Annotated in this window: 20 protein-coding genes and 1 tRNA gene; 3 read left to right on the top strand and 18 right to left on the bottom strand. The window is 71.9% G+C overall.

Going from position 1 to position 25826, the window contains the following annotated elements:
* Window positions 1–163: 163 nt before the first annotated feature.
* The 5 genes from ABT354_RS10380 to ABT354_RS10360 are packed head-to-tail and all read right to left on the bottom strand — an operon-like array spanning window position 164 to window position 4950.
* Window positions 164–853: a potassium-transporting ATPase subunit C gene (locus tag ABT354_RS10380; protein WP_351491582.1), complete on the bottom strand. Its 690-nt coding sequence runs from the start codon at window positions 851–853 to the stop codon at window positions 164–166.
* Window positions 854–858: 5 nt separating this feature from the next.
* Window positions 859–2964: a potassium-transporting ATPase subunit KdpB gene (kdpB, locus tag ABT354_RS10375; RefSeq protein WP_351491580.1), complete on the bottom strand. Its 2106-nt coding sequence runs from the start codon at window positions 2962–2964 to the stop codon at window positions 859–861.
* On the bottom strand, window positions 2961–4625 hold the full coding sequence (kdpA, locus tag ABT354_RS10370; RefSeq protein ID WP_351491578.1) for a potassium-transporting ATPase subunit KdpA: 1665 nt from the start codon (window positions 4623–4625) through the stop codon (window positions 2961–2963). The genes kdpB and kdpA overlap by 4 nt, the downstream gene beginning before the upstream one ends.
* A gap of 5 nt (window positions 4626–4630) precedes the next feature.
* Window positions 4631–4720, bottom strand: coding sequence for a K(+)-transporting ATPase subunit F (gene kdpF, locus ABT354_RS10365; protein WP_044956010.1), 90 nt, complete (start codon window positions 4718–4720; stop codon window positions 4631–4633).
* Window positions 4717–4950, bottom strand: coding sequence for a hypothetical protein (locus ABT354_RS10360; protein WP_351491575.1), 234 nt, complete (start codon window positions 4948–4950; stop codon window positions 4717–4719). The genes kdpF and ABT354_RS10360 overlap by 4 nt, the downstream gene beginning before the upstream one ends.
* 446 nt (window positions 4951–5396) lie before the next feature.
* Between ABT354_RS10360 and ABT354_RS10355 the strand changes: the two genes are divergently transcribed.
* The gene (locus ABT354_RS10355; protein ID WP_351492037.1) at window positions 5397–7301 is read left to right on the top strand and encodes an amino acid transporter; all 1905 of its coding nucleotides are present in this window, start codon (window positions 5397–5399) and stop codon (window positions 7299–7301) included.
* Between the two features lie 343 nt (window positions 7302–7644).
* Here ABT354_RS10355 and ABT354_RS10350 read toward each other — a convergent pair whose 3' ends face one another.
* Both ABT354_RS10350 and ABT354_RS10345 read right to left on the bottom strand, forming a co-directional pair.
* A complete protein-coding gene (locus tag ABT354_RS10350) occupies window positions 7645–8274 on the bottom strand; it encodes a mycothiol-dependent nitroreductase Rv2466c family protein (RefSeq protein ID WP_351491573.1) in 630 nt (209 codons plus the stop codon).
* 82 nt (window positions 8275–8356) lie between these two features.
* Window positions 8357–10651, bottom strand: coding sequence for an ATP-binding protein (locus tag ABT354_RS10345; RefSeq protein ID WP_351491571.1), 2295 nt, complete (start codon window positions 10649–10651; stop codon window positions 8357–8359).
* Between the two features lie 224 nt (window positions 10652–10875).
* Here ABT354_RS10345 and ABT354_RS10340 point away from each other — a divergent pair, with 224 nt between their 5' ends.
* Window positions 10876–11466 carry a hypothetical protein gene (locus tag ABT354_RS10340; RefSeq protein WP_351491569.1) on the top strand — a complete coding sequence of 197 codons (591 nt, stop codon included), beginning with the start codon at window positions 10876–10878 and terminating at the stop codon, window positions 11464–11466.
* Between the two features lie 140 nt (window positions 11467–11606).
* Here ABT354_RS10340 and ABT354_RS10335 read toward each other — a convergent pair.
* Window positions 11607–11694: transfer RNA gene (locus ABT354_RS10335), tRNA-Leu, on the bottom strand.
* A gap of 460 nt (window positions 11695–12154) precedes the next feature.
* Here ABT354_RS10335 and ABT354_RS10330 point away from each other — a divergent pair.
* Window positions 12155–13045 (top strand): DUF6008 family protein, encoded by an 891-nt coding sequence (locus tag ABT354_RS10330; protein WP_502983380.1) that lies wholly within the window; start codon window positions 12155–12157, stop codon window positions 13043–13045.
* A 168-nt stretch (window positions 13046–13213) separates the two neighbouring features.
* On the opposite strand, the gene ABT354_RS10325 is transcribed toward ABT354_RS10330, so the two are convergent.
* The 10 genes from ABT354_RS10325 to ABT354_RS10280 all read right to left on the bottom strand — a co-directional run bounded on the left by ABT354_RS10325 (window position 13214) and on the right by ABT354_RS10280 (window position 25759).
* Window positions 13214–14269 carry a sugar phosphate isomerase/epimerase family protein gene (locus tag ABT354_RS10325; protein ID WP_502983379.1) on the bottom strand — a complete coding sequence of 352 codons (1056 nt, stop codon included), beginning with the start codon at window positions 14267–14269 and terminating at the stop codon, window positions 13214–13216.
* 94 nt (window positions 14270–14363) lie between these two features.
* Complete coding sequence (locus ABT354_RS10320) at window positions 14364–15743, bottom strand: alkaline phosphatase family protein (protein ID WP_351491565.1); 1380 nt, start codon at window positions 15741–15743, stop codon at window positions 14364–14366.
* A complete protein-coding gene (eboE, locus tag ABT354_RS10315) occupies window positions 15740–16909 on the bottom strand; it encodes a metabolite traffic protein EboE (RefSeq protein ID WP_351491563.1) in 1170 nt (389 codons plus the stop codon). Before eboE ends, ABT354_RS10320 begins: the two co-directional genes overlap by 4 nt.
* A gap of 12 nt (window positions 16910–16921) precedes the next feature.
* Complete coding sequence (locus ABT354_RS10310; RefSeq protein WP_351491561.1) at window positions 16922–17839, bottom strand: TatD family hydrolase; 918 nt, start codon at window positions 17837–17839, stop codon at window positions 16922–16924.
* Entirely contained in the window at window positions 17839–18495 is a 657-nt protein-coding gene (locus ABT354_RS10305; RefSeq protein WP_351491559.1) for an EboA domain-containing protein, read from the bottom strand. The genes ABT354_RS10310 and ABT354_RS10305 overlap by 1 nt, the downstream gene beginning before the upstream one ends.
* Complete coding sequence (locus ABT354_RS10300; protein ID WP_351491557.1) at window positions 18492–19370, bottom strand: sugar phosphate isomerase/epimerase family protein; 879 nt, start codon at window positions 19368–19370, stop codon at window positions 18492–18494. The genes ABT354_RS10305 and ABT354_RS10300 overlap by 4 nt, the downstream gene beginning before the upstream one ends.
* Window positions 19367–20320, bottom strand: a complete 954-nt coding sequence (locus tag ABT354_RS10295; RefSeq protein ID WP_351491555.1) for an SCO3242 family prenyltransferase — start codon at window positions 20318–20320, stop codon at window positions 19367–19369. The genes ABT354_RS10300 and ABT354_RS10295 overlap by 4 nt, the downstream gene beginning before the upstream one ends.
* On the bottom strand, window positions 20317–20697 hold the full coding sequence (locus ABT354_RS10290) for a hypothetical protein (protein ID WP_351491553.1): 381 nt from the start codon (window positions 20695–20697) through the stop codon (window positions 20317–20319). Before ABT354_RS10290 ends, ABT354_RS10295 begins: the two co-directional genes overlap by 4 nt.
* 235 nt (window positions 20698–20932) lie before the next feature.
* On the bottom strand, window positions 20933–24640 hold the full coding sequence (locus tag ABT354_RS10285; RefSeq protein ID WP_351491551.1) for a ThuA domain-containing protein: 3708 nt from the start codon (window positions 24638–24640) through the stop codon (window positions 20933–20935).
* Window positions 24641–24742: 102 nt separating this feature from the next.
* Window positions 24743–25759 carry a sugar phosphate isomerase/epimerase family protein gene (locus ABT354_RS10280; protein ID WP_351491549.1) on the bottom strand — a complete coding sequence of 339 codons (1017 nt, stop codon included), beginning with the start codon at window positions 25757–25759 and terminating at the stop codon, window positions 24743–24745.
* Between the last annotated feature and the right edge of the window lie 67 nt (window positions 25760–25826).

Below are 25826 nucleotides of genomic sequence, written 5' to 3'. Positions count from 1 at the left end.
AGGCCCTTCCTACGTTGTTGGCTAGATCCCTACGTTCCCCCGCAGGAATCCACACCATGCACGAAGAGCGGAGCCACACCGTTCACCCAGGCAGCGGCCCCCGGTGTCCGCGGCGCATCCGGCCGCGGCCACCGGGGGCCGGTCACAGCTTCGGGACGGGGGGTCAGGAGCCCGACGGTTCCTCGCCGGTCAGTTCCCGCAGGGCGATGTTGAGTTCCAGCACATTGACGCGCGGCTCACCGATGAATCCGAGGATCCGGCCGCTGGTGTGCTCGCGCACCAGCTCCCGTACCCGCTCGGCGGAGAGGTCGTTGTGGCGGGCGATGCGGTGGATCTGGAGCCGGGCGTACTCGGGCGAGATATGCGGGTCGAGGCCCGAGCCGGAGGAGGTGACGGCGTCGGCCGGCACATCCTCGGGGTCGACGCGGTGCCCGGGGACGGAGTTGTCCTTCACCACGGCCGCCTTGGCGTCCTTCACCCACTGGATCAGCTCCTCGTTGTCCCCGGAGCGGTTGGTGGCGCCGGAGAGGATCAGGGAGTACTGGGTGTTGACGCTGTTGGAGCCGAGGCCGTTGGAGGGCCGGGGCTGGAACCAGCGCGGATCGATCCGGGCCGCCTCCTCCGGGTCGTCCGGGTCCTTCTTCGGCAGCAGATAGCTCTGGCCGATCAGCGAGGAGCCGACGACCTTGCCGTCGTGCTCGATCTCCGAGCCGTTGGCCTTGTCGGGGAAGAGGACCTGGGCGGCCCCGGTCACGGCGAGCGGATAGAGGACGCCGCAGACGACGGTCAGGACGAGCAGGGCCCGCAGTGCGGCCGTGATCAGCCGTCCGGTGGTGCGTACAGAGGTGTTCATGGTCGTCACCCGATGCCAGGGATGAGGGAGATGAGCATATCGATGAGCTTGATGCCGATGAACGGGGCGATCAGTCCGCCCAGTCCATAGATGCCGAGGTTGCGCCGGAGCATCCGGTCGGCGCTGGTGGGCCGGTAGCGGACGCCCTTGAGGGCGAGCGGCACCAGCGCCACGATGATCAGCGCGTTGAAGATGACCGCGGAGAGGATGGCGGAGTCCGGCGAGTCCAGCCGCATGATGTTGAGCGTGTCGAGACCGGGGTAGGCCGCGGCGAACAGCGCCGGGATGATGGCGAAGTACTTCGCCACATCGTTGGCGATGGAGAAGGTGGTGAGGGCGCCCCGGGTGATCAGGAGCTGCTTGCCGATCTCCACGATCTCGATCAGCTTGGTGGGGTCGGAGTCCAGGTCCACCATGTTCCCGGCCTCCTTGGCGGCCGAGGTACCGGTGTTCATCGCCACGCCGACATCCGCCTGGGCGAGCGCGGGCGCGTCATTGGTGCCGTCGCCGGTCATCGCGACCAGCTTGCCGCCCGCCTGCTCCCGCTTGATGAGGGCCATCTTGTCCTCGGGGGTGGCCTCGGCGAGGAAGTCGTCGACCCCCGCCTCCTCGGCGATGGCCCGCGCGGTCAGCGGGTTGTCACCCGTGATCATGACCGTACGGATGCCCATGCGGCGCAGTTCCTCGAACCGCTCGCGCATCCCGTCCTTGACCACGTCCTTGAGGTGGACGACGCCCAGGACCCGGGCGCCGTCGCGGTCCTCGACGGCGACCAGCAGCGGCGTACCGCCCGCCTCGGAGATCCGGTCGGTGAGGGTGTCCGCGTCCTCGGGGACCCGGCCGCCCTGCTCCCGTACCCAGGCGGCGACGGAACCGGTGGCGCCCTTGCGGATCTTGCGGCCGTCGGCGTCGAGCCCGGACATCCGGGTCTGGGCGGTGAAGGGCACCCAGACGGCGTCGGCGAACTCGCCCCGGTCGCGTTCGCGCAGCTCGTACCGGTCCTGCGCGAGGACCACGATGGAGCGGCCCTCGGGGGTCTCGTCGGCGAGCGAGGAGAGCTGCGCCGCCTCGGCGAGTTCCGCGACGGTGACACCCGGGACGGGGACGAACTCGGCCGCCTGGCGGTTGCCGTGGGTGATGGTGCCGGTCTTGTCGAGCAGCAGGGTGGAGACATCGCCCGCCGCCTCGACCGCCCGGCCCGACATGGCGAGGACATTGCGCTGCACCAGCCGGTCCATGCCCGCGATGCCGATCGCCGAGAGCAGCGCGCCGATGGTGGTGGGTATCAGGCAGACCAGCAGCGCGGTCAGCACGATCATCGAGGTCTCGTCGTCGGCCCCCGCGTAGACCGCGAACGGCTTGAGGGTGACCACCGCCAGCAGGAAGACGATCGTCAGCGAGGCGAGCAGGATGTTGAGCGCGATCTCGTTGGGGGTCTTCTGCCGGGCGGCGCCCTCGACGAGGTTGATCATCCGGTCGATGAAGGTCTCACCGGGCCGGGTGGTGATCTTGACGACGATCCGGTCGGAGAGGACCTTCGTCCCGCCCGTCACCGCGCTGCGGTCGCCGCCGGACTCCCGGATGACCGGGGCCGACTCGCCGGTGATGGCGGACTCGTCGACCGAGGCCACGCCCTCGACCACATCGCCGTCGCCGGGGATGATGTCGCCGGCCTCGCAGACGACGAGGTCGCCGATGGCGAGGTCGGTGCCGGGCACCCGCCGTTCGGTGGTGCCTTCGAGACGGCGGGCCACGGTGTCGGTCTTGGCCTTGCGCAGGGTGTCGGCCTGCGCCTTGCCCCGGCCCTCGGCGACCGCCTCGGCGAGGTTGGCGAAGATGGTGGTGAGCCAGAGCCAGACGGTGATGGCCCAGCCGAAGCCGTCGGTCGGATCGGTGAGCGCCAGTCCGGTGGTGACGACCGAGCCGATGAGGACGACGAACATCACCGGGGACTTGACCATCACCCGGGGGTCCAGCTTGCGCAGCGCGTCGGGGAAGGACCGCAGCATCTGGGCGGGGTCGAACAGACCGCCGCCGACCCGCCCGCCGTCGGGCGCGGATGAGGGCGGCGCCTCGGAGTTCGGCGCCCTGGTGGGTGTGATCGTGCTCATGAAGCGAGCCCTTCGGCGAGCGGTCCCAGCGCCAGCGCCGGGAAGTAGGTGAGACCGGTGAGGATGAGGATCGTGCCCACCAGCAACCCGGTGAACAGGGGCTTCTCGGTACGCAGAGTGCCCAGGGTGGCGGGCACCGGCCGCTGCTCGGCCAGCGAACCGGCCAGCGCCAGGACGAAGACCATCGGGAGGAACCGGCCCAGGAGCATCGCCAGACCGATGGTGCTGTTGAACCACTGGGTGTCGGCGTTGAGCCCGGCGAAGGCCGAGCCGTTGTTGTTGGCGCCGGAGGTGTAGGCGTACAGGATCTCGGAGAAGCCATGGGCCCCCGAGTTGGTCATGGAGTTCCCCGGGGTGGGCAGGGCGAGCGCCACGGCGGTGAAGCCGAGGACCAGTGCCGGGGTGACGAGGATGTAGCAGGCGGCGAGCTTGATCTCGCGCGTGCCGATCTTCTTGCCCAGGTACTCGGGGGTACGGCCGACCATCAGACCGGCGAGGAAGACCGCGATGATCGCCATGATCAGCATGCCGTAGAGGCCGGAGCCCACACCGCCGGGGGCGATCTCGCCGAGCTGCATGCCCAGCATGGTGATGCCGCCGCCGAAGCCGGTGTACGAGGAGTGGAAGCTGTTGACCGCGCCCGTGGAGGTGAGGGTGGTGGCCACCGCGAAGATCGCGGAGCCGCCGATGCCGAAGCGGGTCTCCTTGCCCTCCATCGCGCCGCCCGCCTGCTGGAACGCCTCACCCGGGTGGGCGAACTCGGTCCACATCATCAGCGCGGTGAAGGAGACCCAGATCAGGACCATCGTGCCGAGGATCGCGTACCCCTGCCGGACATTGCCCACCAGCCGGCCGAAGGTGCGGGTCAGCGCGAAGGGGATGACCAGGATGAGGAAGATCTCCAGCAGATTGGAGAGGCCGTTGGGGTTCTCGAAGGGGTGGGCGGAGTTGGCGTTGAAGTAGCCGCCGCCATTGGTGCCCAGCTCCTTGATGGCCTCCTGGGAGGCGACCGCGCCGCCGTTCCACTGCTGGCTGCCGCCGCCGAACTGGCCGACCTCGTGGATCCCGGAGAAGTTCTGGATCGCTCCACAAGCGACCAGCAGGATGGCACCGATCACCGAGATCGGCACCAGGATCCGGACGGTGCCGCGCACCAGGTCGGACCAGAAGTTGCCCAGCTCACCGGTGCGGGAGCGGGCGAAGCCGCGGACCAGGGCCACGGCGACCGCGATACCGACGGCCGCCGAGACGAAGTTCTGCACCGCGAGACCGGCGGTCTGGACGACATGGCCCATGGCCTGCTCGCCGTAGTACGACTGCCAGTTGGTGTTGGCCACGAACGAGGCGGCGGTGTTGAACGCCTGGTCGGGGTCGATGGAGGCGAATCCGAGCGAGCCGGGCAGCGAACCCTGGACGCGCTGGAGGAGATAGAGGAAGAGCACGCCCACGGCGGAGAAGGCGAGGACACCACGGAGATAGGCGGTCCAGCGCATCTCGGTGTTGGGGTCGGCGCCGATGGCCTTGTAGATCCACTTCTCCACCCGGAGGTGCTTCTCGGAGGAGTAGACCTGGGCCATGTAGTCGCCCAGGGGGCGGTAGACCAGGGCGAGCGCCGCCATGAGCGCCAGCAGCTGGAGCACGCCGGCAAGTACGGGACTCATCTGGGCTAGAACCTCTCCGGGTACAGAAGAGCGAGGACGAGGTAGCCCAGAAGGGCGACAGCGACGAGGAGACCGACGACATTCTCAGCGGTCACAGCTTCGTCACCCCCTTGGCGACAAGTGCCACCAGCGCGAAGACCGCGACCGTGGCGAGGACGAAGGCCACATCGGCCATCGTGAGCTCCTGATTGGGATTCGGATTCGGACCGTCGGATTCGACCCGCCGGATGCGCGCCCGCCGGGACGGACACGGACCTGCTCGGAGCAGGACGGTTCGAGGAAACCCCTTTTCGGCCAGTGCACCGGCGCCGTTGACACGTCCCATACGGCCCCGTCAGCGCTCTTGACGGAACCATGACGGGCTGCCGAAGAGAGGCCCACGGGTGACCATGAGCACAGGATCCACCGCGAAGCGGGACGGGTGGCGACGAATCACCGGATGGAGGGGTACGGAGGGGAGCCCCGCGCCGGTGGCCGAGGAGTGGCGGTACGGGGCATGGCGGTACGAGGAGAAGTGGGAGTGCGGCGACCGTGACGGGTGGAAGGGGCGACGGCGACGGCGGTACGGGGGACGCCGGGCGGGCCGCGGACGCCGGGCGGGCGGGGGGCTCCGGGGATCCTGGGACGGCCGCGGACAGCGGGACAGCCGGGGACACCGGGACGGCCGGAGGCACCGGAGGCACCGGGGGCACCGGGGGCACCGGGGGCACCGGGGGCACCGGGGGCACCGGGGAAGCCTCCCCGCGCGGCTGGCGGCGCGGGCGGGCCTGGCTGCTGGACGGCCTCAGCGAGACCTCGGCCCGCCACCCCGGTCCCCATGCCACCGCCCCCACCGAGCACCCCGGCCACCGCTGGTGGCGGGTGATGTGCCTGACCGGTGTCGACTACTTCTCCACCCTCGGCTACCAGCCCGGTATCGCCGCCCTCGCCGCCGGGCTGCTCTCCCCGCTGGCCACCCTGGTCCTGCTGGCCCTCACCCTGCTGGGCGCGCTCCCCGTCTACCGGCGGGTGGCCCGCGAGTCCCCCCACGGCGAGGGCTCGATCGCCATGCTGGAGCGGCTGCTGCCCTGGTGGTCGGGGAAGATCCTGGTCCTGGTGCTGCTGGGGTTCGCCGCGACCGACTTCGTCATCACCATCACCCTGTCGGCGGCGGACGCCTCCGCGCATGTCGTGGAGAACCCGTACGCCCCCCAGGGGCTCGACGGCGCCAATCTGTGGATCACCCTCACCCTCATCGGGCTGCTCGGCGCGGTCTTCCTCAAGGGCTTCCGCGAGGCGATCGGGGTCGCCGTGGTCCTGGTCGCCGTCTATCTCACCCTCAATGTGGTGGTGCTCGCCACGGCGGCCTGGCAGGTGCTGAGCGCACCCGTGGTGGTCTCCGACTGGTGGGGCGCGCTGAGCGCGAGTCACTCCTCACCCTGGGTGATGGTCGGGGTGGCGCTGCTGGTCTTCCCCAAGCTGGCCCTCGGCATGTCCGGCTTCGAGACCGGTGTCGCGGTGATGCCGCAGATCAAGGGCGACCCGACGGACACCCCGCAGCGGCCCGAGGGCCGGATCCGCGACACCCGTAAGCTGCTGACCACCGCCGCGCTGATCATGAGCTGCTTTCTGCTGCTGTCCAGCCTGGCCACCACCCTGCTGATCCCCCAGGACGACTTCAAGGCGGGCGGCCCCGCGAACGGGCGGGCCCTCGCCTATCTGGCCCACCGCTATCTGGGGGAGGTCTTCGGGACCTGTTACGACATCTCCACCATCTGCATCCTCTGGTTCGCGGGCGCCTCGGCCCTCGCCGGGCTGCTCAATCTGGTCCCCCGCTTTCTGCCCCGCTACGGCATGGCCCCGGAATGGACCCGCGCGGTACGCCCCCTGGTGCTCGTGTTCACCGCCATCGCGACCGTCATCACCGTCTACTTCGACGCGAACGTGGACCGGCAGAGCGGCGCGTACGCCACCGGGGTGCTGGTCCTGATGCTCTCGGCCGCCTTCGCCTCCACCGTCGCGGCCCGCCACCGGGGCCACACCCGGGCCGCCGTGGGGTTCGCCGTGATCACCGTGGTCTTTGTCTACACCCTGATCGCCAATGTCATCGAACGCCCGGACGGCATCAAGATCGCTTCGATCTTCATCTTCTTCATCCTGGTGACCTCCTTCGCCTCCCGGGTGCACCGCTCCTTCGAACTGCGTGCGGGGGATGTGGTCCTCGACACCGAGGCGGCCCGGTTTGTGGACGCGGCGGTGGCGGCCGGGCCGTTGCGGATCATCGCCAATGAACCGTCGGAGCACTCGACCTCCGAGTACCGGATGAAGGAGTACAGCCGGCGGCAGGAGACCCATATCCCCGACCGCCGGCCCGTCCTCTTCCTGGAGGTGTTCGTACGGGACTCCTCCGACTTCTCCGCCGATCTGTGGGTGCACGGCGACGAGAAGTACGGGGTACACCGGCTCCGGGTCGCGGGGGCGACGGTGCCGAACACCATCGCCGCCGTGCTGATCGCCGTCCGCGACCGTACGGGCACCGTCCCGCACGCCTACTTCACCTGGAGCGAGGGAAACCCCGTCAGCCATCTGCTGAGCTTCCTCGTCTTCGGCCAGGGCGAGACGGCACCGGTCACCCGTGAGGTCCTGCGGCGCGCCGAACCCGATCCGGCGCGCCGGCCCCATGTCCACGTCGGCTGACCGGCACCGCGCCGGTGTGCCCACCGCCCGGTGAATCACTGCTGGGTGACACCGCACTTGCGGCACCGCTGCTTGCCGCCCCAGCCCACCCAGGCGTGGTCGCACTCACTCAGAATCCACGGTGACATGTCCGCTCCCCTTCTGGCCTGTTTCTCCGCGCTCCGCTCCGGTCCCCCACCCGGACACAAGGGGATGGACGACGAAATCGGTGTGCGCCGTTGAGAGTGTTCCCGCCAGGGACGGGCCAAGGCCCCACGACCGGGGAGCGCACCGGAGCCGACGGCGCGCGCCGCCGTCCCGTTCACTCGGTCCCGTTCACCCCGTCCCGTTGACCGGGTTCGGTTCACTCGGAGTCGAAACAGGGCTCCTCGGTACGGGGACGCCTCAGCTCATGGAAGCCCGGAACTGCGGCCATCAACAGCAGACCGTCCCACAGCCGTCCGGCCGCCTCCCCGGCCGGGGCCGGCGAGACGACGGGGCCGAAGAAGCCGAGCCGTTCACCCCCCGGCCCGGCGACGGAGATCACCGGGGTGCCGACATCATCGCCGACCAGGGCCATCGCCTCCGCGTGCGAGGCGCGGACCACGCCGTCGTACGCGGTGGAACCGGCGACCTCGGCGATCTCCTGCGGCAACCCGGCGTCGGCGAGGGCGCCCGCGAGGTCTCCCCAGTCGCCCCGGAGATGGAAGCGGGTGCCCATCGCGGTGAAGAGTTCACCGAGCGCCCGCCGGCCGAACCGCTGCTCCACCGCGGCACAGACCCGCACCGGCGCCCACATGTACTCCTCCCATTCGCCCTCGGGGTTGTCGTCCCGGTGCTCATTGAGGACCGAGAGACTCATCACCCGCCAGCGGATGGCCACCGGCCGCACCCTGCCGACCTCCACCAGCCAGCGTGAGGTGATCCAGGTGTACGGGCAGACGGGGTCGAACCAGAAGTCGACGGTCATCGGCTCGAACTCCTGGCCCATCATGCTCCCTTGTCACGTTCCGCCCTCACCGTCCAAGCCTGACACACCCGATGCGGCTTCCTCCGGTACGGGGCCGGGCCGGGTGTCAGCGGTGGGTGGGGCCGAGGGCGTCCAGTTCGGTGGCGGCTTCGGTTTGGAGGGGGTGGTGGTGGGTGGTGAGGGTGTGCAGGGCGGCGGTCAGGAGGGGGCGGGCTTCGTCGGGGCGGTCGAGATGGCGCAGGACGCGGCCGAGTTCGAGCTGGATGAGCCCGGTCCAGGTCGGAAAGTCCGCCTTCTCGAAGACGGTCAGGGCCTGCCGGAGCGGGGCCTCGGCTTCCTGCCAGTGGTCGAGGGCGGCGTGGTCGTTGCCGAGGTGCCGTAGGGCGGTGGCCTCGTAGATGGCGAGCAGCTGGGGGGAGAGCCCGGGGTGGTGCCGCCGGCAGATTTCCAGGACGTGGAGGTGGTGTTCGAGGGCCTCACCGGCGTCGCCGTCCTGGCGCAGGGCCTCGCCGAGGGTGTTGAGGGCGGTCAGCTCGGCGAGCCGGGCCTGGGTGGCGGGGTTGTCGCGGTGGCAGGCGGCCGCTTCGCGGAGCCGGGCGACGGCCTTGTCCCTCCGGCCCAGGCGGAACAGCGCGCCGGCGCCGTAGCCGAGGGCCCAGCCGGTCTGGAGCGGTTCGTCGCAGGCGCGGGCGACAACGAGTGCGGCGTCGGCGGCTTCGAGGGCGCCCGAAGGGTTGTGGGCGCAGAGGTTCTGGGCCCAGGCGAGGTAGTTGAGGTGGGTGGCCTCCTCGCTCCGGCTGCCGAGGGCATGGGCGGCGTCGGCGGCGTGCCGGAAGACGTCGACCCATTGCTGCCAGTGCTGGGTGCGGTCGGAGAACCAGTGCATCGCCTGGGCGGCGTCGACGATCTGCCGGTGCCGGCCGGTGGTGCGGGCATGGTCGAGGGCGGCGAGCCACTGGTCCCGTTCGGCCTCCAGCCAGGCGCGGGCCCGCTCGCGGCCAGCCGGGGCGCTGTCGGGGTCGGGGTCGCCGACGGGTGTGCCGTGCTGCTCGGCGTCGAAGTGGAGGGCGGCCGTGGTGGCGCGGGCGAGCATCCAGCGGGCGGTACGGTCCAGGGCCCCGTCACGGTCCGCCGGATCGTCCTCGGCCTCCAGCTGTTCGGTGGCGAAGAGCCTCAGCAGGTCGTGGAAGCGGTACCGCTCGGCCATGGGGTCGGCCTGGAGGAGGCCGCGGTCGCAGAGTTCCTCCAGCCGGAGCCGGGCGTCGCGGAGCGGGATACCGGCGAGGAGGGCGGCGGTCTCGGGGCTCACATCGGGACCCGCCGCGAGCGCGCACCGCCGCAGCAGGAGCCGGGAGTCCGGGTCGAGTTGCCGGTAGGAGAGGGCGAAGGCGGCCCGGACCTTGAGGTCGCCCGCCTGGAGGAGGTCGAGCCGGCGCTCCTCACGGTCGAGGAGGGTGGCGAGTTTGGTCAGGGTCTCCTGGGGGCGGGCGGCGAGGCGCTGGCCGGTGATCCGCAGGGCGAGCGGCAGCCGTCCGCACCGGTCGGCCAGATCGCGGGCGGCCTGTGCTTCGCGGGTGACACGTTCGGTTCCGATGATCCGGGTGAGGAGTTCGACGGCTTCCTCGCGGCGCAGCAGGGGGAGGTCGACGCGATGGACGGCTTCGAGCCCGACGAGTGCGTTGCGGCTGGTCACGATGGTGAGACAGGCGCCGGTTCCGGGGAGGAGGGGACGTACCCGGCTCTCGTCGGCGGCGTTGTCGAGGACCAGGAGCAGACGCCGGGTCGCGGTGAGGGAGCGGAACAGGGCCGCCCGGTCCTCCACGGTCCGGGGCAGGGATCCTTCGGCGACCCCGAGGGCGGTCAGAAGCCGGGCGAGCGCGTCGCCCGGCCGGACGGGTTCGGGGTCCATGGCGCGCAGGTCGAGATAGAGCTGTCCGTCGGGAAAGCGGGGGGCGAGGTGGTGGGCGGCGTGGACGGCGAACGCCGTCTTCCCCAGGCCGGGCGTGCCCGTGACGACGGCCACGGGCGGACACTCGGGCTCCGCGCCGTCGGCCAGGGCGGTGATCACCGTGAGAGCGTGGCCACGGGCGGTGAAGTCATGGGCGTCCCGGGGCAGCGCCAGGACTCCGACCGCAGCGGTGCCGGGAGCCCGGCCGGAACGCGGGCGGCCCTGAGCGGCATCCGCCTCCAGGCCCCGGGTCTCGTCCGGGTCCAGCTCCAGCGCCCGGGCCAGCGCCTGCACGGTCCTGTACTGCGGCCCCTTGGTCCTGCCCCGTTCCATGTCCGCGAGCGCCCGCACGCTCACCCCCGCCGCGTGGGCGAGCTGCTCCTGACTGAGCGCGGCACCCAGGCGCAGGGCGCGCAGGCGCGGCCCGAATCCACCGTCCCCGGTCGTGGTCATGGTTCCCCTCATGTCCCTACCCCCGGACGGGGGCCATGATCATCTGTCGGAAGCAGGGACGCCGCTACTTCTGCCTGTAGTTCCGCCGGTACTTCCGCCTGGTGACGGCGGCGGCCCCGGTGATCGGATGGGAACGCGGCCACGGGCGCGGACGGACCGGAACCGGCGTCCCGCCGGGGCCGCCCGCCCGCCGATCGAACCACCCGATGGAGACGAGGAACACCATGAGAACGAGAACAGCCATGACCGGACTGGTGGCCGCCGCGTGCGCGAGCGTCCTCCTGTCACCGGCCCCGGCCGCCGCGACCCAGGCCCCCGAGGCCGCCGATGTCCACTGCGTCATCAACGCCGTCACAGCGAAGTCCACCTGTTACGACACCTTCCGGGAGAGCATCGCCGCCGCCACCGGCGGCCGGGTCACCGACGCCACCCAGGAGAAGGCGGCCAAGAACAACAAGTTCGTGGACACCCTGAACACGGAGACGGCCACCGCCCGCACTCCTGGCTCACGGGCCGCGAACAACTTGCTCGTCGTCGGCATCTTGTTTGAGCACATGAACTACGAGGGCAGTTCCCGCGTGATCTACGGTCTTCAGCAATGCCGGAACGACGGGGAGTGGGACTACACCGACAGCAACCTCGGGCGGGGTCTGGCGTTCGACAACCGTGTCAGCTCCCTGCAACTGCGAGAGAACTGTGAAGGCGAGCTGTACTCCGAGATCAATTTCGGAGGCACCCGCCAGTTCTACGTACGCACCACGCCCTGGGTCGGCGACGCGATGAACGACCAGGCCAGCTCCATCAGGCTGACGTAGAACCCCACGAAATCCCGCCCACCGGAACCGCCGGTCCAGCCGCACCGGACAGGATTCCCCAGAAAAAAGAACTCCTCGCACGGGCGATTCCGTGCGAGGAGTTCTATAAATCCGACCTGGATATCCACGCGGGATACCACTGGTGTCCGAGGGGGGACTTGAACCCCCACGCCCGATAAAGGGCACTAGCACCTCAAGCTAGCGCGTCTGCCATTCCGCCACCCGGACCAGGTGACCGCCCCGGTCTCCCGCGGCGACAAGGACAACAATACCAGGGCCTGGAGGTGCCCCTCACCCACATATCCCGTGGTCAGGGCGGGCGCGGCCGGAGGATCCACGATGTGGGGCGGGGTGGCGTCACAGACAACCCCGGGACGTCACTCTCCGCATGCAGGCGGCTACCCGCGACCCCCAAGGCGCCGGAACGCCGGGGTCGGGCGTCCGAGGGTCATGCGCTACGTGAACACACCCATGCGGTACGTGAACAAGGTGGGCACGCCAGGAGTGGTCGCGGCACGGGCCGCTCTCTAGCGTGAAACGGCCGTTGCACGTCTGTCCCGGTGTGCCGACCGCTACCCGGAATGACCCGCTTCAGCCGTACCAGCGTCGGTCCACCCTCTGACAAGGAGAACAGATGGACCACTCGCAACACCCACCGGGAACCTCCGGCGGTTCACATGGCATGGACATGACTGTCTCATCGCTGGACACAGCCGGTGCCCTGTTCTTCATCGGCTGGGCCGCCGTGATGTGGCTGGCTGTCATCGTGCTCGCCTATGGCAACCGAGGACCGGTGAAGAGCTGGCTCTACCGCACCGCGATCGGGGTGATAGGACTCGGGGTCATCGGCCAGATCGGCCACTTCCAGGAGCATGTGGCCCAGGCGGTCTACTGGATCCTCAATCCGATGGACGCGGCCTGGATGACGCCCTGGGCCAACAGCCTGGCGCGGGGCATGGGGCAGATCGACACCTCCAAGCCGTCGCTCGGTATGGAGATCCTGCATCTGACCGGCAACTTCATCTTCCTGGCCGGGCTCGCCGGCATCGCCCTCATCACCACCAGGGCGGCGCGTGATCTGAAGTCCCGCAAGTGGGCGCGGATGGGTGTCTGGATGCAGGGCATCCACGGGCTGGAGCATGTGGTGCTCACCGTGTCCGTGGCGCTGGGCGCGAGCCGGGCGATCGGGGCGTCCACCTGGTTCGGCGCCATCGCGCCGGGGCCCGCCCTGACCACGTACCGGGTCTGGTGGCACTTCGTCGCCAATGTGATCGGGACGGCCATCCTCGCCATCGCCCTCTACCACCTCTGGAAGGAGCGCAGGGCCGTCCAGGCGGCCCATGGTGTGAGCGTCATGGCGGGGCAGTCCGGCCACGGTGTCACGGACGGCGCGGAGGAGCGGTCGGGAGCCCGTACCGGAGTGGCGGGGGCACGGCAGTCGCTCACCGCTCCCACCGCCGACGGCCCCGTCGCCGACAACCCCACCACCGGCAGCCCCACCCGCGCGGGCCGGACACGGAAGGGGGGAGCGCCCGACGGCGGGGAGCAGCGGTCCGAACTGGCCGGCCGCTCCGGTTAAGCAGCCGGAGCCGGGTCCCGGCGGGTGGCCCCGATCCCGGTGAGCCCATCGGTGTACCGACGGCGTCCGACCGTGCCGCGCCGACGGGAGGCGGCACGGTCGGACGTCCCCGCGCCGGGGGCCGCCGGGTGGTTCCGGCCCGGGGCCGCCGGTGGGTCCCGCGCCGGGTCAGCAGCCGGGCTCGCGCAGTCCGTGCAGATGGGCGCTGGACTTACGGGCGAAGGTGAAGGATTCGACCGGGTTGTCGTGCTCCACCTGCCAGTGGTGGTCACGGCGGCCCCCGTGGGTGCGGCCCACGGCGGAGAGGAAGCGCCGGTAGTCGATGTCGCCGTCGCCCACGTCCCGCATGCGGTAGCCGTCGCGGACGGACTCGTCGCGCTCGCCGTCCTTGACATGGAAGAGGGGGAAGCGGTCCGGCTGGTCCAGGACATAGCGGAGCGGGTCGAAGGGAGCCGGGGTGCCGTCGGGCCGCTTGCCGAACCGGTGCCGGCCCACATACGCCCAGTAGATGTCCAGCTCCAGGAAGACCAGGTCGGGATCGGTCTCGGCGAGGAGGACATCGTAGACGCGGACCGACGGCCGGTCGGTGGCGAAGGAGAACTCCTCGGAGTGGTTGTGCTGGTAGAACTTCATCCCGCGCCGCCGGGCCGCCGCGCCGTAGGTGTTGAAGTCCTCCGCGGCGCGCTTGACGGCGTCGACGGTGGAGCCGTGGCGGAACGGCGGTGCCGGGGTGCCGATATGGGTGAGGCCCAGCTCCTGGGCGTCGTCGAGGACCCGGTCGAGGTTCTGGGCGAAGGTGTACGCGGCGGGGTCGGTGGACCAGTAGCCGACATGGCTGCCGATCGGGGTGAGGCCGTGGTCGCGGGCGAGCCTGCGGAGCCGGCGGAGGGTGATGGGGCCGCCGCCCTGGGTGTATCCGGCGAACTCGACCTCGTCGTAGCCGTGCCGTGCGAGTTCGGCGAAGACGGCGGCGAAGCCGAGTGCGGCGACCTTGTCGCGGAGCGAGTAGAGCTGGATGCCGAGACGGCCCGGCGGGAGGACGGGACGGCCCCTCCCCCGTTCCCGGCCGGGGCCGGTGCGGGGGGCGGGCCCGGCGGCGGATCCGGCGGCAGTGGATCCGGCGGCGGTACGGGCGGCCGAGACCGGGGCGGCGGCCTGGGCGGGTCCGGCACCGGCCGCCGTGCCCAGCAGTGCGGCGGCCCCTCCGGCCGCGACGCCCAGCATGCCGCGACGGCTCAGCCTGTGGACAAGTCCGGGATCGGAGTCCCTGCCGACGAGACGCATTGTGGATAACTCCTCGCTGTCGGTGGTCTGTGGTTCAGTGGAGTCCTGCCAGTCGGAGCAGCAGGGTCTTCACATCGGTGGCCGCGACACGGCCGCCCAGGGCGCGGGGGGTGGAGCAGAGAATGAGCGGACCTTCGTCATCGCTCGGGGGAAGGCGGCCATGGCTGCCGCGGATAGGTGAGGGGTCCAGGGGGACCACCGCCATGCGGTAGCGCATGCCGAGTTTCTTGCGGGCGAGCGCGGTGGCGGCCCGGAGCCGTGCATAGGGGTCTTCGGGGTCCATGAAGAGTTCCACGGGGTCGTAGCCGGGTTTGCGGTGGATCTCCACGGTCCGGGCGAAGTCGGGGGCGCGGGTGTCGTCGAGCCAGTAGTAGTACGTGAACCACGCATCGGGTTCGGCGACGGCGACGAGGTCGCCGGCGCGGGGGTGGTCGAGCCCTTCGGCCTTCTTCCCGGGGCCGTCCAGCAGGCGTTCGACTCCGGGGAGTTCCTCCAGGACCCGGCGGGCGGCCGTCAGGTCGGCGGGGTCGCGTGCGTGGACATGGGCGATCTGGTGGTCGGCGACGGCGAAGGCCCGGGAGGCCATCGGGTCCAGATACTCCATGCCGTCCTGGGTGTGGACCTCCAGCAGCCCCGCCCGGCGCAGCGCGCGGTTGATGTCGACGGGGCGGCTCACCGGGGTGATGCCGTATTCGGAGAGCGCGACCACGGTCCGGCCCTGCCGCCGGGCGTCGTCCAGCAGAGGGGCCACGACTCCGTCCAGTTCGGTGGCGGCCCGGTGGGCGCGCGGGTCGTCGGGGCCGTGGCGCTGGAGGTCGTAGTCGAGATGGGGGAGGTAGCAGAGGGTGAGGTCGGGATCGTGGGTGGCCATGATGTGGCGGGTCGCGTCGGCGATCCACCGTGAGGAGGTGAGGTCGGCGCCGGGACCCCAGAAGCGGAAGAGCGGGAAGGTGCCGAAGCGGTCGGTCAGCTCGGAGTGGAGGGCCGGTGGGCGGGTGTAGCAGTCGGGTTCCTTGCGGCCGTCCGCGTAGTAGACGGGCCTCGGGGTGACGGTGATGTCGGTGTCCGCGCCCATCGCGTACCACCAGCAGATATTGGCCACGGTGTAGCCGGGGTGGGCCCGGCGGGCGGCGTCCCAGAGTTTGTCCCCGGAGACCAGCCCGTTGTGCTGGCGCCACAGCAGGACCTCCCCCAGCTCGCGGAAGTACCAGCCGTTGCCGACGATGCCGTGTTCGGAGGGGAGGGTCCCGGTGAGGAAGGTGGACTGCGCGGCGCAGGTGACGGCGGGCAGCACGGTGTCCAGGGGTGCGCGGGAGCCCTGGCCGGCGAGGGCGCGGAGTTGGGGCATATGGGTGAGCAGCCGCGGGGTGAGGCCGACGATGTCGAGGACGAGGAGGGGGGTGGGCCGGGTCATGGCAGCTCCTTGAGCCCCAGGTCCGTCAGTAGTTCGCGGGCGAGGGCGAGTTCGGCGGCGATGCCTTCGGCGAGCTGGGTGCGGTTGCGGGGGCGCTGTGCGGGTGGGAGGGCCTGCCAGGTGTAGGTCTCGACCTCCAGGTGGTGGGTGAGTGGGGTGGGGCCGCCGATGAGCACGGCGAGGGTGTCCTGGAGTACGGGGAGGGTGGAGGTGAGCGGCGGGGCGGGTGGGGCGTGCAGGGGGACATGGAAGTGGGCACGCCAAGGGGTGCTGTCGGGCAGGGCCCGGTCGTGGAGTGCCTCGCCGAGGTCGTCGGTGCCGCGGAGCCCGGCGGCGGTGCGGGTGCGGGTCTGGTGGAGGAAGCGGGGTTCGGCGAAGGCGGCGAGGGCTTCCCGTACCTCGGGGAGGTGGGGTTCCTCGGCGTGGAGCGCGGCGGAGAGCTGGGCCTTGGGGATGGTGATCCCGGCGCGGGTGAGGGCTTCGAGGGCGGGGCGGGGTTGTTCGAAGGAGGTGGCGAGATGGCAGGTGTCCACACAGACGCCGATCCGGGGGGAGCCGATGGCGGTGAGGGGGGCGATGGCGTCGGCGGTGGTCTCGACGGTGCAGCCGGGTTCGGGTTCGAGGGCGATGCGGATGGAGCGGCCGGTGAGGTGTTCGAGGGCGTCGAGGCGGGTGGCGAGGGTGGTGAGCGCGGTGCGGGCGGTTTCGGCGGTGCGGGGATCGGAGCGGGTGCGCCAGGCGAGGGGGAGGGTGGAGATGGTGCCGTCGGTGAGGTCGTCGGGGAGGAGTCCGGTGAGGAGCCGGGCGAGGTCGGTGGTGTGGGCGAGGCGCTCGGGCTCGGACCAGTCGGGCCGGTAGACGCGGTACTTGACGTGTTCGGCGCCGAAGCCCTGGTAGGGGAAGCCGTTGAGGGTGACGACCTCCAGCCCTCGGCGGTCGAGCGCCCGGCGGAGCCGGCGGAGTGCGGCGGGGTCGGCGGTGAGGGCGTGGGCGGCGTCCCGGGCGAGCCAGAGCCCGATGCCGAGCCGGTCGCGGCCGAGGCGGCGGCGGACGGGTTCGCAGTGGTCGCGGAGTTGGGCGAGGATCCCGTCGAGGGTCTCGGCGGGGTGGACATTGGTGCAGTAGGCGAGGTGGACCGTGGAGCCGTCGGGGTGCCGGAAGCGCATCCGTCCGTCCTCTCACTCTCCGCCGCGCAGGATGGAATTGCCCTGGTGGAGGGGGACGGCGCCCGCGCCTGTGCCCGGGTCCGTGCCGGGCCCGGCAGCGGAGCCGGTGCCCGTGCCCGTGCCTTTGGAGGTGTCGGTGTCGAGGCGGAGCCGGCCGCTGAGGCCGTAGAAGGCGACGGGGTTGCGCCACAGGACCTGGTCCACGTCGTCGTCGCCGAAGCCGGCGGCCAGCATGGCGTCGCCGACGGCACGGGTCCTGAGGGGGTCGCTCCTGCCCCAGTCGGCGGCGGAGTTGACGAGGATCCGTGCGGTGCCATGGGTCCGCAGCAGGGCGACCATGCGGTGCTCGTCCATCTTGGTGTCGGGATAGATGGAGAAGCCGAGCCAGCAGCCGCTGTCCCGGGCCTCGGCCACGGTGGTCTCGTTGAGGTGGTCGAGGAGGACCCGCTCGGGTGGGAGCGCCGACTCACCGAGGACATCGAGGGTGCGGCGGAGTCCGGCCCGCTTGTCGCGGTGCGGGGTATGGACCAGGGCGGGCAGCTCATGGTCGGCGGCGAGCTGGAGCTGGGCGGCGAGCGCGGTGTCCTCGGCCGGGGTCATGGAGTCATAGCCGATCTCACCGACGGCGACGACGGAGTCCTTGACGAGATAGCGGGGCAGATCGTCCAGGAGGGGGGTGCAGCGGGGGTCGTTGGCCTCCTTGGGGTTGAGGGCGATGGCGCAGTGGTGGGCGATGCCGTACTGGGCCGCGCGGAAGGGTTCCCAGCCGAGGAGGGAGTCGAAGTAGTCGTGGAAGCTGGCGGGCGAGGTGCGGGGCTGGCCGAGCCAGAAGGAGGGTTCCACCAGGGCGCGGACCCCGGCGGAGTACATGGCCGCGTAGTCGTCGGTGGTGCGGGAGCTCATATGGATATGGGGGTCGAAGATGCGCATCAGGACTCCTCGGACGGCTCGTCTGTCAGGGTCAGTACGCGATGCAGGTCGGGGGGTACGGGACGGCCCGCCGCGGTGCGTTCGTCGGCGTGGTCCGCGAGCATCCGGGCGAGTTCGCGGTCGCCCCGGGCGCGGTGTTCGAGATCGGCGACGGCATCGACGGGGACCTGGGTGAAGAGGCAGGTGAGAAGGGCGTGCCGCCAGGTGTGCGGGTCGAGGTGGCGGGCGGCGTAGGGGCCGACGGCGGCGGCGATGAGACGGGTGTCATGGGTGCGCAGCGCGGCCTCGACCAGGGGGCGGGCGGCGTCGGGCGGGGTGAGATGGCGCAGATACGGCAGGGCGAGGAGAAGGGCGCGGCGCTCGTCGGCGGTGCCGTGGTGGTAGAGGCGGGTGAGCGTGGGGGGATCGGGCCGGGCGGCGGTGAGCAGCAGGGTGCGGACGGCGTCGGCGTGCCGGTGTCCGGCGTGGCGGCCCGCGGTGGCGAAGTGGCGTTCCCAGGGGCCGGGGTCCTGGCCCGGGGCGGTCCCGTCCGTTGCCCCGGCCGCGGCCCTGTCGGCGGTGGCGGTGGCTTCGGTGAGGGCGCGGTCGAACCAGGCGCGGGCGGCGGGGTCGAGCCGGGCGCGCGTCTGCCGGAGGTCGAGGGGGCCGGTGTTCACGCGGCTGCCTCCTGGGCGCGCAGAAAGCGGAGGGAGGTGCGGGCGAGTTCGGGACCGGCGTGGGAGTGGCGTGGCAGCTCCACGACGGTGAGGCCCGGATAGCCGGTGTCCGCGAGGGCGGCGAGCACCGGGGGGAAGTCGATCTCACCGTCGCCGAAGGGCAGATGTTCATGGACGCCCCGGCGCATGTCCTCGATCTGGACATGGCGCAGCCAGGGGGCGGCCTCCCGGACGCAGTCGGCGGGTGACCGGCCCTCCCACTGGCAGTGGCCGATGTCGAGGGTGAGCCCCAGGAGGTGGGGGTCGCCGAGGAGGGCGCGGAGGCGGTGGAAGTCGCCCAAAGTGGCGAGGAGATGGCCGGGTTCGGGTTCGACGGCGAGGGGGACGGCGGCGGCGTCGGCGGCGTGGAGTACGGGGGCGAGGGATTCCGCGAGGCGTTTCCAGGCGGTGTCGGCCCGGGTGCCCTGGGGGGCGATGCCGCTGAAGCAGTGGACGGCGTGGGCGCCGAGGTCGGCGGCGATCCGTACGGCGGTGGTGAGGAGGTAGGCGCGGCGGGCGCGGGCGGCGGGGTCGTGGTCGAGGAGGGTGGGGCCGTGTTTGTGCCGGGGGTCGAGGATGTAGCGGGCGCCGGTCTCGACGGTGACGGCGAGGCCGAGGCGGTCGAGGCGGTCGGCGGTGCGCTGGACCCGCCGGGCGAGATCGGGGGCGAGGGGGTCGAGATGCATATGGTCGAGGGTGAGCCCGACGCCGTCGTAGCCGAGGTCGGCGAGGAGGGCGAGGGCGTCGTCCAGGCGGAGGTCGGTGAGCCCGTTGGTGCCGTAGCCGAGGCGGAGGGCGGGGGGTGCCGGAGGCTCGGATGACGGAGGGGAGGTCATGTGGGGCTCACTTTCCGGGCGAGGGCGCGGGCGGCGGGGGCCAGGGTGAGGACGGCGAGCGCGGTGGCGGTGCCGGCGGGGGTGGCGCGGCGGGCGGCGAGGGCCGCCTGGAGGGGGACGAGGGCGCGGATCCCGGCGCCGACGGCCCGCCGGGTGAGGGGCGGGGTGGGGTGGAGGGCGGCGTGCAGGAGGGGGGTGGCGGCGGTGCGGAGATAGCTCGCGGCGAGGGCGGAGTTCAGGACCCGGGCGCCGGGGGCGGCGGGGGTGCGGGCGGCGAAGGCGGTGAGGGCGAGGGTGGTGGTGAGCGCGGTGAGCGGGGCGCGGGTGGATCCCCCGTGGGCCTCATGGCGGGAGACGGTGGTGATGCCATAGGTGTGGGCGCCGAGGGCGAGGGCGGCGGAGAGGGCGTCGCCCGGGAGTCCCCGGGGAGGCCGGCCGGGGGCGGGATCGCGGGTGGCTGCGGCGCCGAGAAGGAGGTCCAGGGCGCGGACGGTGGCCATGGCGGCGGGGCCCAGAGGGGTGTGTTTGAGGCGCAGGTCGTAGGCCCAGGCGGTGGTGGCGAGCGCGGTGGCGACGGTGAGGGCGGGGCGGCCCGCACGGCTAGCGAGGGCGAGTCCGGTGCCGGTGAGGGCGGTGGCGGCGGTGAGCGCGGCGGCCGGGCGGATCCGGCCGGAGGGGAGGGGGCGCTCGGGGCGGTCCCGGGCGTCCTCGTCCCGGTCGGCCCAGTCGTTGAGGGCCATGCCCGCGGTGTAGAGGCAGAGGGAGGCGGCGAGGGCGAGCAGGGTGCCCCGGTCGGGGCGGCGACCGAGGACGGCGGCGCCGGCGAGGGCGTCGCCGGGGACGGTGGGCAGGGCGGAGACCCGCAGGAGTTCCGCCCAGGCCCTCAGCCCGTCGCGGAGACCACCGGTCCCCCGGGCGGTCCCCCGGGGCCGATGGGCCGGGGCGGTCATCGGGGGTCCCGCGGCCGGCCGGCGAAGCCGGGGAGGCGGTGGAACGGCTCGGGCGGGCCGGACGGGCCGCGGTCCGGGTCCTCGAAGGAGAAGCCCGGCTCGGGCAGAGGGCTGCTGAGGCCCACCTCATGGGCGCGGGCGAGGCCGGGGAGGCCAGAGGTGGCGAAGGGGGGTGTCCCGGTGACCATGCCGGTGGGTGGATGGAGTCCGGCACTCAGGGCGGCGCATCCGGCGAGGGCGGTGGTGGCGCCGGAGTCAAGGGCTCCGCGGGGCCGGACCCCGGTCCTGGCCCGGCCGGGCCACGGCTCCGGGTGGCTCGGTGTGGTGGAAGGGGTGGCGGTGGTCCGGGAGGCGGTGGACAAGGTGGTGTGTGGCACGGCGGCTCCCTGGCCTGGAGGGTCGTCACGGGTGGGCGGCGGACGGGCGGAGCGGCGGCGGGGGCCGGGAACACCCCGCCACCGCCCGGAGCCGACAGCGGCGCCTGGGCCTGGGCCTGGGCCGCAGTCGGCTCCCCGCCCCGGCCCGGCCCCGGTGGGAGTCCGGGACCGGAAACGGGCAGAACCGGGGCCTGGGCCGGGACCGGCGTCGGTATCGGTATCGGTATCGGTGGGGTCAGGAGGGCAGTTCCCTGAGGGTGATGTCCCGGAAGGAGACCCGGTCGCCGGCGCCGTGGTTCTGGAGGCCGATATGGCCGTCCCGCAGGCTGCGGGCGGGATCGGTGTTGGTGAAGTCGTTGATCTTCGTCCCGTTGAGGAAGACCTGGAGGCGTTCGCCCCGCACGGTGATCTCATAGGTGTTCCACTGCCCCGGGGGTCGCAGTGCCCGGTCGCGGGCCTTGAGATCGGCGGACTTGGCCCCGTAGATCGCGCCGGTGGTGCGCTCGGGTGTGTCGCTGGCGTCGATCTGGACCTCGTACCCCCGGGTGACCGCGGACCAGGGGTCGTTGGAGGCCGGGAAGCCGACGAAGACACCGGAGTTGTCGTCCCCGGCGACCTTCCAGTCCAGGGTGAGGCGGTAGGAGCCCAGCTCCTTGGCCTGGTACCAGAGCAGCCCCATGCCGCCCTCGGTGCGGAGTTCGCCGTCGGCGACGGTGAACCTCCCCGGCCCGGCCTGCTTCCAGCCGTTGAGGGTCCGGCCGTTGAAGAGGGACCGTTCACCGGTACGGGGCGCGCAGTCGCCCGCGGCCTGGCCGGTGGCCCAGCGGAGCCCGCCGAGGAGATGGGCCCGGAAGGCGGGCTCGGCGTGGGAGGCCGTGGTGTGGCCGCCGCCGGTGTAGAAGGAGCGCCCGCCCGCGTGGTTCCGGCACCAGGCGATGGGGTGGTCGCCCTTCATGGTGCCGCCGGTGTAGGTGGTCTCGTCCAGGGCGGCGAGGACCCGGACCCCGGGGCGCGGGTTGGCGGTGAAGTCGTACCACTCGTCGGTGCGCCGCCACTCGTCGCCCAGATGCCGGGTGGCGGGGTGGTCATGGTCCTCGACCCGTACGGTCGCGTCCTGGACCGGCGGGTGGGAGGTGAGGTGGGCGCCGACCAGCTCCCGGTAGAAGGGCCAGTCGTACTCGGTGTCGGCGGCGGCGTGGACGCCCACGAAACCGCCCCCGTTCCCGATGTACCGCTCCATCGCGCGCTGCTGCTCGCCGTCGAGCACGTCCCCGGTGGTGGAGAGGAAGACGACCGCGTCGTACCGGGCGAGGTTGCCGGTGGTGAACTGGGCGGCGGTCTCGGTGGCGTCGACGGTGATGCTGCTGCCCTCGCCGAGTTCCCTCAGCGCGGCGACGGCGGCCGGGATGGAGTCATGGCGGTACCCGGTGGTCCGGGAGAAGACCAGGACGCGTTTGGCGGTGCGGTCGGGCGGGGTGTCCGTGATCTCGAAGTCGTCCAGGTCGTAGAGGGCGCCGGGGCCGCCCCGGAAGACCAGGAAGAGTTCGGTGGTGCGGCCCGGGGCCCGGCGCAGCGGTACATCGACATCCTGGAAGTTCTCCCAGCCCCCGGTGACGGGGACGGGGGTGGAGCCCAGGATGCGTCCCTTCGGGGAGCCGGTGCGGACCTCGAGATGGCCGCCGTTGCCGCCGGAGGAGATCCGGGCGGTGAGCCGGGTGGCTCCGGCGAGACGGTAGGGCTTGAAGGAGATCCAGTCGCCGTCGTCGATGTCGCCGATGGTCCGGCCGCCGTGGGCGGTGGGTTTGTCGTACGCGCGGACGCCCTGCGAGCCGGTGTGGTGTTCGGCCTGGCGGTGGCGGGGCTGGAGCTGGGCCTGGTCATGGGTGGTGAGCGGGGCCTGGCCGCCGCCCCCGCCGTCGGTGTACTCGGCGTCGAGGACGCCGAAGATATTGGCGTTGGGGTCGTGGCCGCCGTCGGACGAGGTCTTGATGGTGCCGGAGCAGCCCTGGGCCGAGGTGATGGGGTGGCCGTGGCTGTCGTGGCCGAGGATATAGCTGACCTTGACCTTGGCGCAGTCGACGGGGCCGTCCTCGGCGTCGGTGACGGTGACCTGGAAGGGGATCTCGTCCCCGAAGCGGAAGAGGGTTCCGTCGGCGGGCAGTCGCAGGGTGACCTTGGGCGCGGTGTTGCCGACGACCACCCGGACACTGGCGGAGCCGGTCCGTCCGGTGGGGTCCCTGGCGGTGAGGGTGGCGGTGTAGGTGCCGTTGGTGCGGTAGGTGTGGGTGGGATCGGGGGCGGTGGAGGTGGCCCCGTCACCGAAGGCCCAGTGGTAGGTGAGGGGATCGCCGTCGGGGTCGGTGGTCCCGGCGGCGGAGAAGACGACCCGCAGGGGTGCCTTGCCGGAGGTGCGGGAGGCGGTGGCCTCGGCGGCGGGCGAGCGTCCGCCGGTGGCGTTCTCGATCCGGTAGAGGGCGGAGTTGTGGTCGCCGCCGAACCATGCGGTGCCGTAGTCGAGGACATAGAGGGCGCCGTCCGGACCGAAGGACATGTCCATGATCTGGGTGCCGGTCCAGGGGAAGGCGTTGATCCGTTCCGGCGAGCCGTCGGCCCGCTGCTCGACCCGTTTGATCCAGCGGCGGCCGAACTCACCCGCGAAGAAGTCCCCGTCATAGGCCTCCGGGAACTTGACCGGGGAGGGGTTGTCCGGCTCGTACCGGTAGACGGGGCCGGCCATCGGCGACTCGGAGCCGGTGCCGAACTCGGGGACGGAGCCGCCGTCGTACGGTATCCAGGCCCGCTGCGCGGGGGGCAGATCGGTGCGCCCGGTGTTGTGCGGGGAGTCATTGCGCGGGGCGGCGCAGTCGAAGGTGTCACCCGGTGTGCCGGTGGCGAAGTCATGGTCACGGTAGGGCTCGCCGGCGACACCGCAGAAGGGCCAGCCGAAGTTCCCTGGGCCGGTGATCCTGGTGAAGCCGACCTTGCCGGCGGGCCCGCGCCCGGGGTCGGCGGTGGCGGCGTCGGGCCCGTACTCACCGGCGTACAGATGTCCGGTCCTGCGGTCGACGCTGAAGCGGAAGGGGTTGCGCAGCCCCATGGCGTAGATCTCGGGCCGGGTCCTCGGGGTGCCGGGCGCGAAGAGATTGCCGTCGGGGACGGTGTACGAGCCGTCGGCGGCGACCTTGATCCTGAGGATCTTCCCCCGGAGGTCGTCGGTATTGCCGGAGGTACGGCGGGCGTCGTACGCCGGGTTGCGCCCGGGGCGGTCGTCGATGGGGCTGTAGCCGTCGGAGGCGAAGGGGTTGGTGTCGTCCCCGGTGGAGAGGTAGAGGTTCCCCTGCGCGTCGAAGTCGATGTCACCGCCGACATGGCAGCAGATGCCCCGGGTGGCGGGGACATCGAGGATCTTCTTCTCGCTGGCGTTGTCCAGGGTCCCGTCGGGCCGCAGGGCGAAGCGGGAGAGCCGGTTGACCCCGTCCCAGCGGGCGAGTTCGGCGGGGGTCCCCTGGTGGGGGGCGTCGCCGGAGGGGGTGTCCAGCGGGGGCGCGTAGTAGAGATAGATCCAGCGGTTCCCGGCGAACCCGGGGTCGAGCCCGATGCCCTGGAGCCCTTCCTCGTCATGGGTGTAGACGGGGACCTTGCCCACGACACGGGTGTATCCGGAGCTGTCGGTCATCCGGAGCGCGCCGTCGCGGGAGGTGTGCAGCACACTGCGGTCGGGGAGGACGGCGAGGGACATCGGCTCCCCCGTCTCGGCCTCGCCCTTGGCCAGGGGGATCTGCTGGAAATCCTCGGCGGCGCTCCCGCCGGGGGCCGGGGCGGACGCGGCCGCCGCGTCCGGGGCGGCGGGGGTGAGGGCGAGGGTCCCGGCGATGAGCAGCGCGCTGGTGAGCAGGGCGAGCGCGGTACGGGGGCGTGGCCGGCTGGCGAGGGGTGGGTGCACAGGTGGTTCCTCCTGGCTCCGTTGGCTCGTGCGGTAGGCGTAACGCTCATGGCACTGGTGCGGCTGGTGCGACTCCTGTGGGTGAGGGCCGGGGAGGGCGGCTCAGGACGGGTCGTCGCCGCCGCTGCCGAAGGCCGCGTCGAAGGAGGCGGTGGGCGGTTCGAAGTCGTACCGGCGCAGATGGGCGAGGGCCTGGGGTGCCCCGGCCATCCGGTCCATCCCGGCGTCCTCCCACTCCACGGAGATGGGACCGCCGTAGCCGATGGAGCGGAGCATCCGGAACACGTCCTCCCAGGGCACATCCCCATGTCCGGCCGAGACATAGTCCCAGCCCCGCCGGGGGTCGCCCCAGGGCAGATGGGAGCCGAGCCGGCCGTTGCGCCCGTCCAGGCGCTTGCGGGACTCCTTGCAGTCGACGTGGTAGATCCGGTCCCGGAAGTCATAGAGGAAGCCGACCGGGTCGAGGTCCTGCCAGACGAAGTGGCTGGGGTCGAAGTTCAGACCGAAGGCGGGCCGGTTCCCGACGGCGTCGAGGGCGCGCCGGGTGGTCCAGTAGTCATAGGCGATCTCGCTGGGGTGGACCTCATGGGCGAAGCGGACCCCCTCGGTGTCGAACACATCGAGGATGGGGTTCCAGCGCTCGGCGAAGTCCTCGTAACCCCGTTCGATCATCGCTTCGGGTACGGGCGGGAAGAGCGCGACCAGATGCCAGATGGAGGATCCGGTGAAGCCGACGACGGTGTCGACACCGAAGGCGGCGGCGGCCCGTGCGGTGTCCGCCAGCTCGGCGGCGGCCCGGCGGCGCACCCCCTCGGGCTCCCCGTCGCCCCAGATCCGGGCGGGCAGGATGCCCCGGTGGCGCTCGTCGATGGGGTGGTCGCAGACCGCCTGTCCGACCAGATGGTTGGAGATGGCCCAGCAGCCGAGCCCGTACTTCGCCAGCAGGGCCCTGCGGCCCGCGACATAGCCGGATTCGGCGAGGGCCCTGCTGACCTCGAAGTGATCGCCCCAGCAGGCGAGTTCCAGGCCGTCGTAGCCGAAGTCGCGGGCGTGCCGGCAGACCTCCTCCAGGGGCAGATCGGCCCACTGGCCGGTGAAGAGGGTGTACGGACGGGGCATGGCGGTCGCCTCCCGGTACGGGTCTCCCCCGGACGCGCCGGGGCGGGCGGTACGGACGGTGCGAGCG

It is taken from the genome of Streptomyces sp. NPDC000594, from assembly GCF_040299965.1.
GTDB lineage: Bacteria > Actinomycetota > Actinomycetes > Streptomycetales > Streptomycetaceae > Streptomyces.
This window is presented reverse-complemented; position numbering and strand designations above follow the sequence as displayed.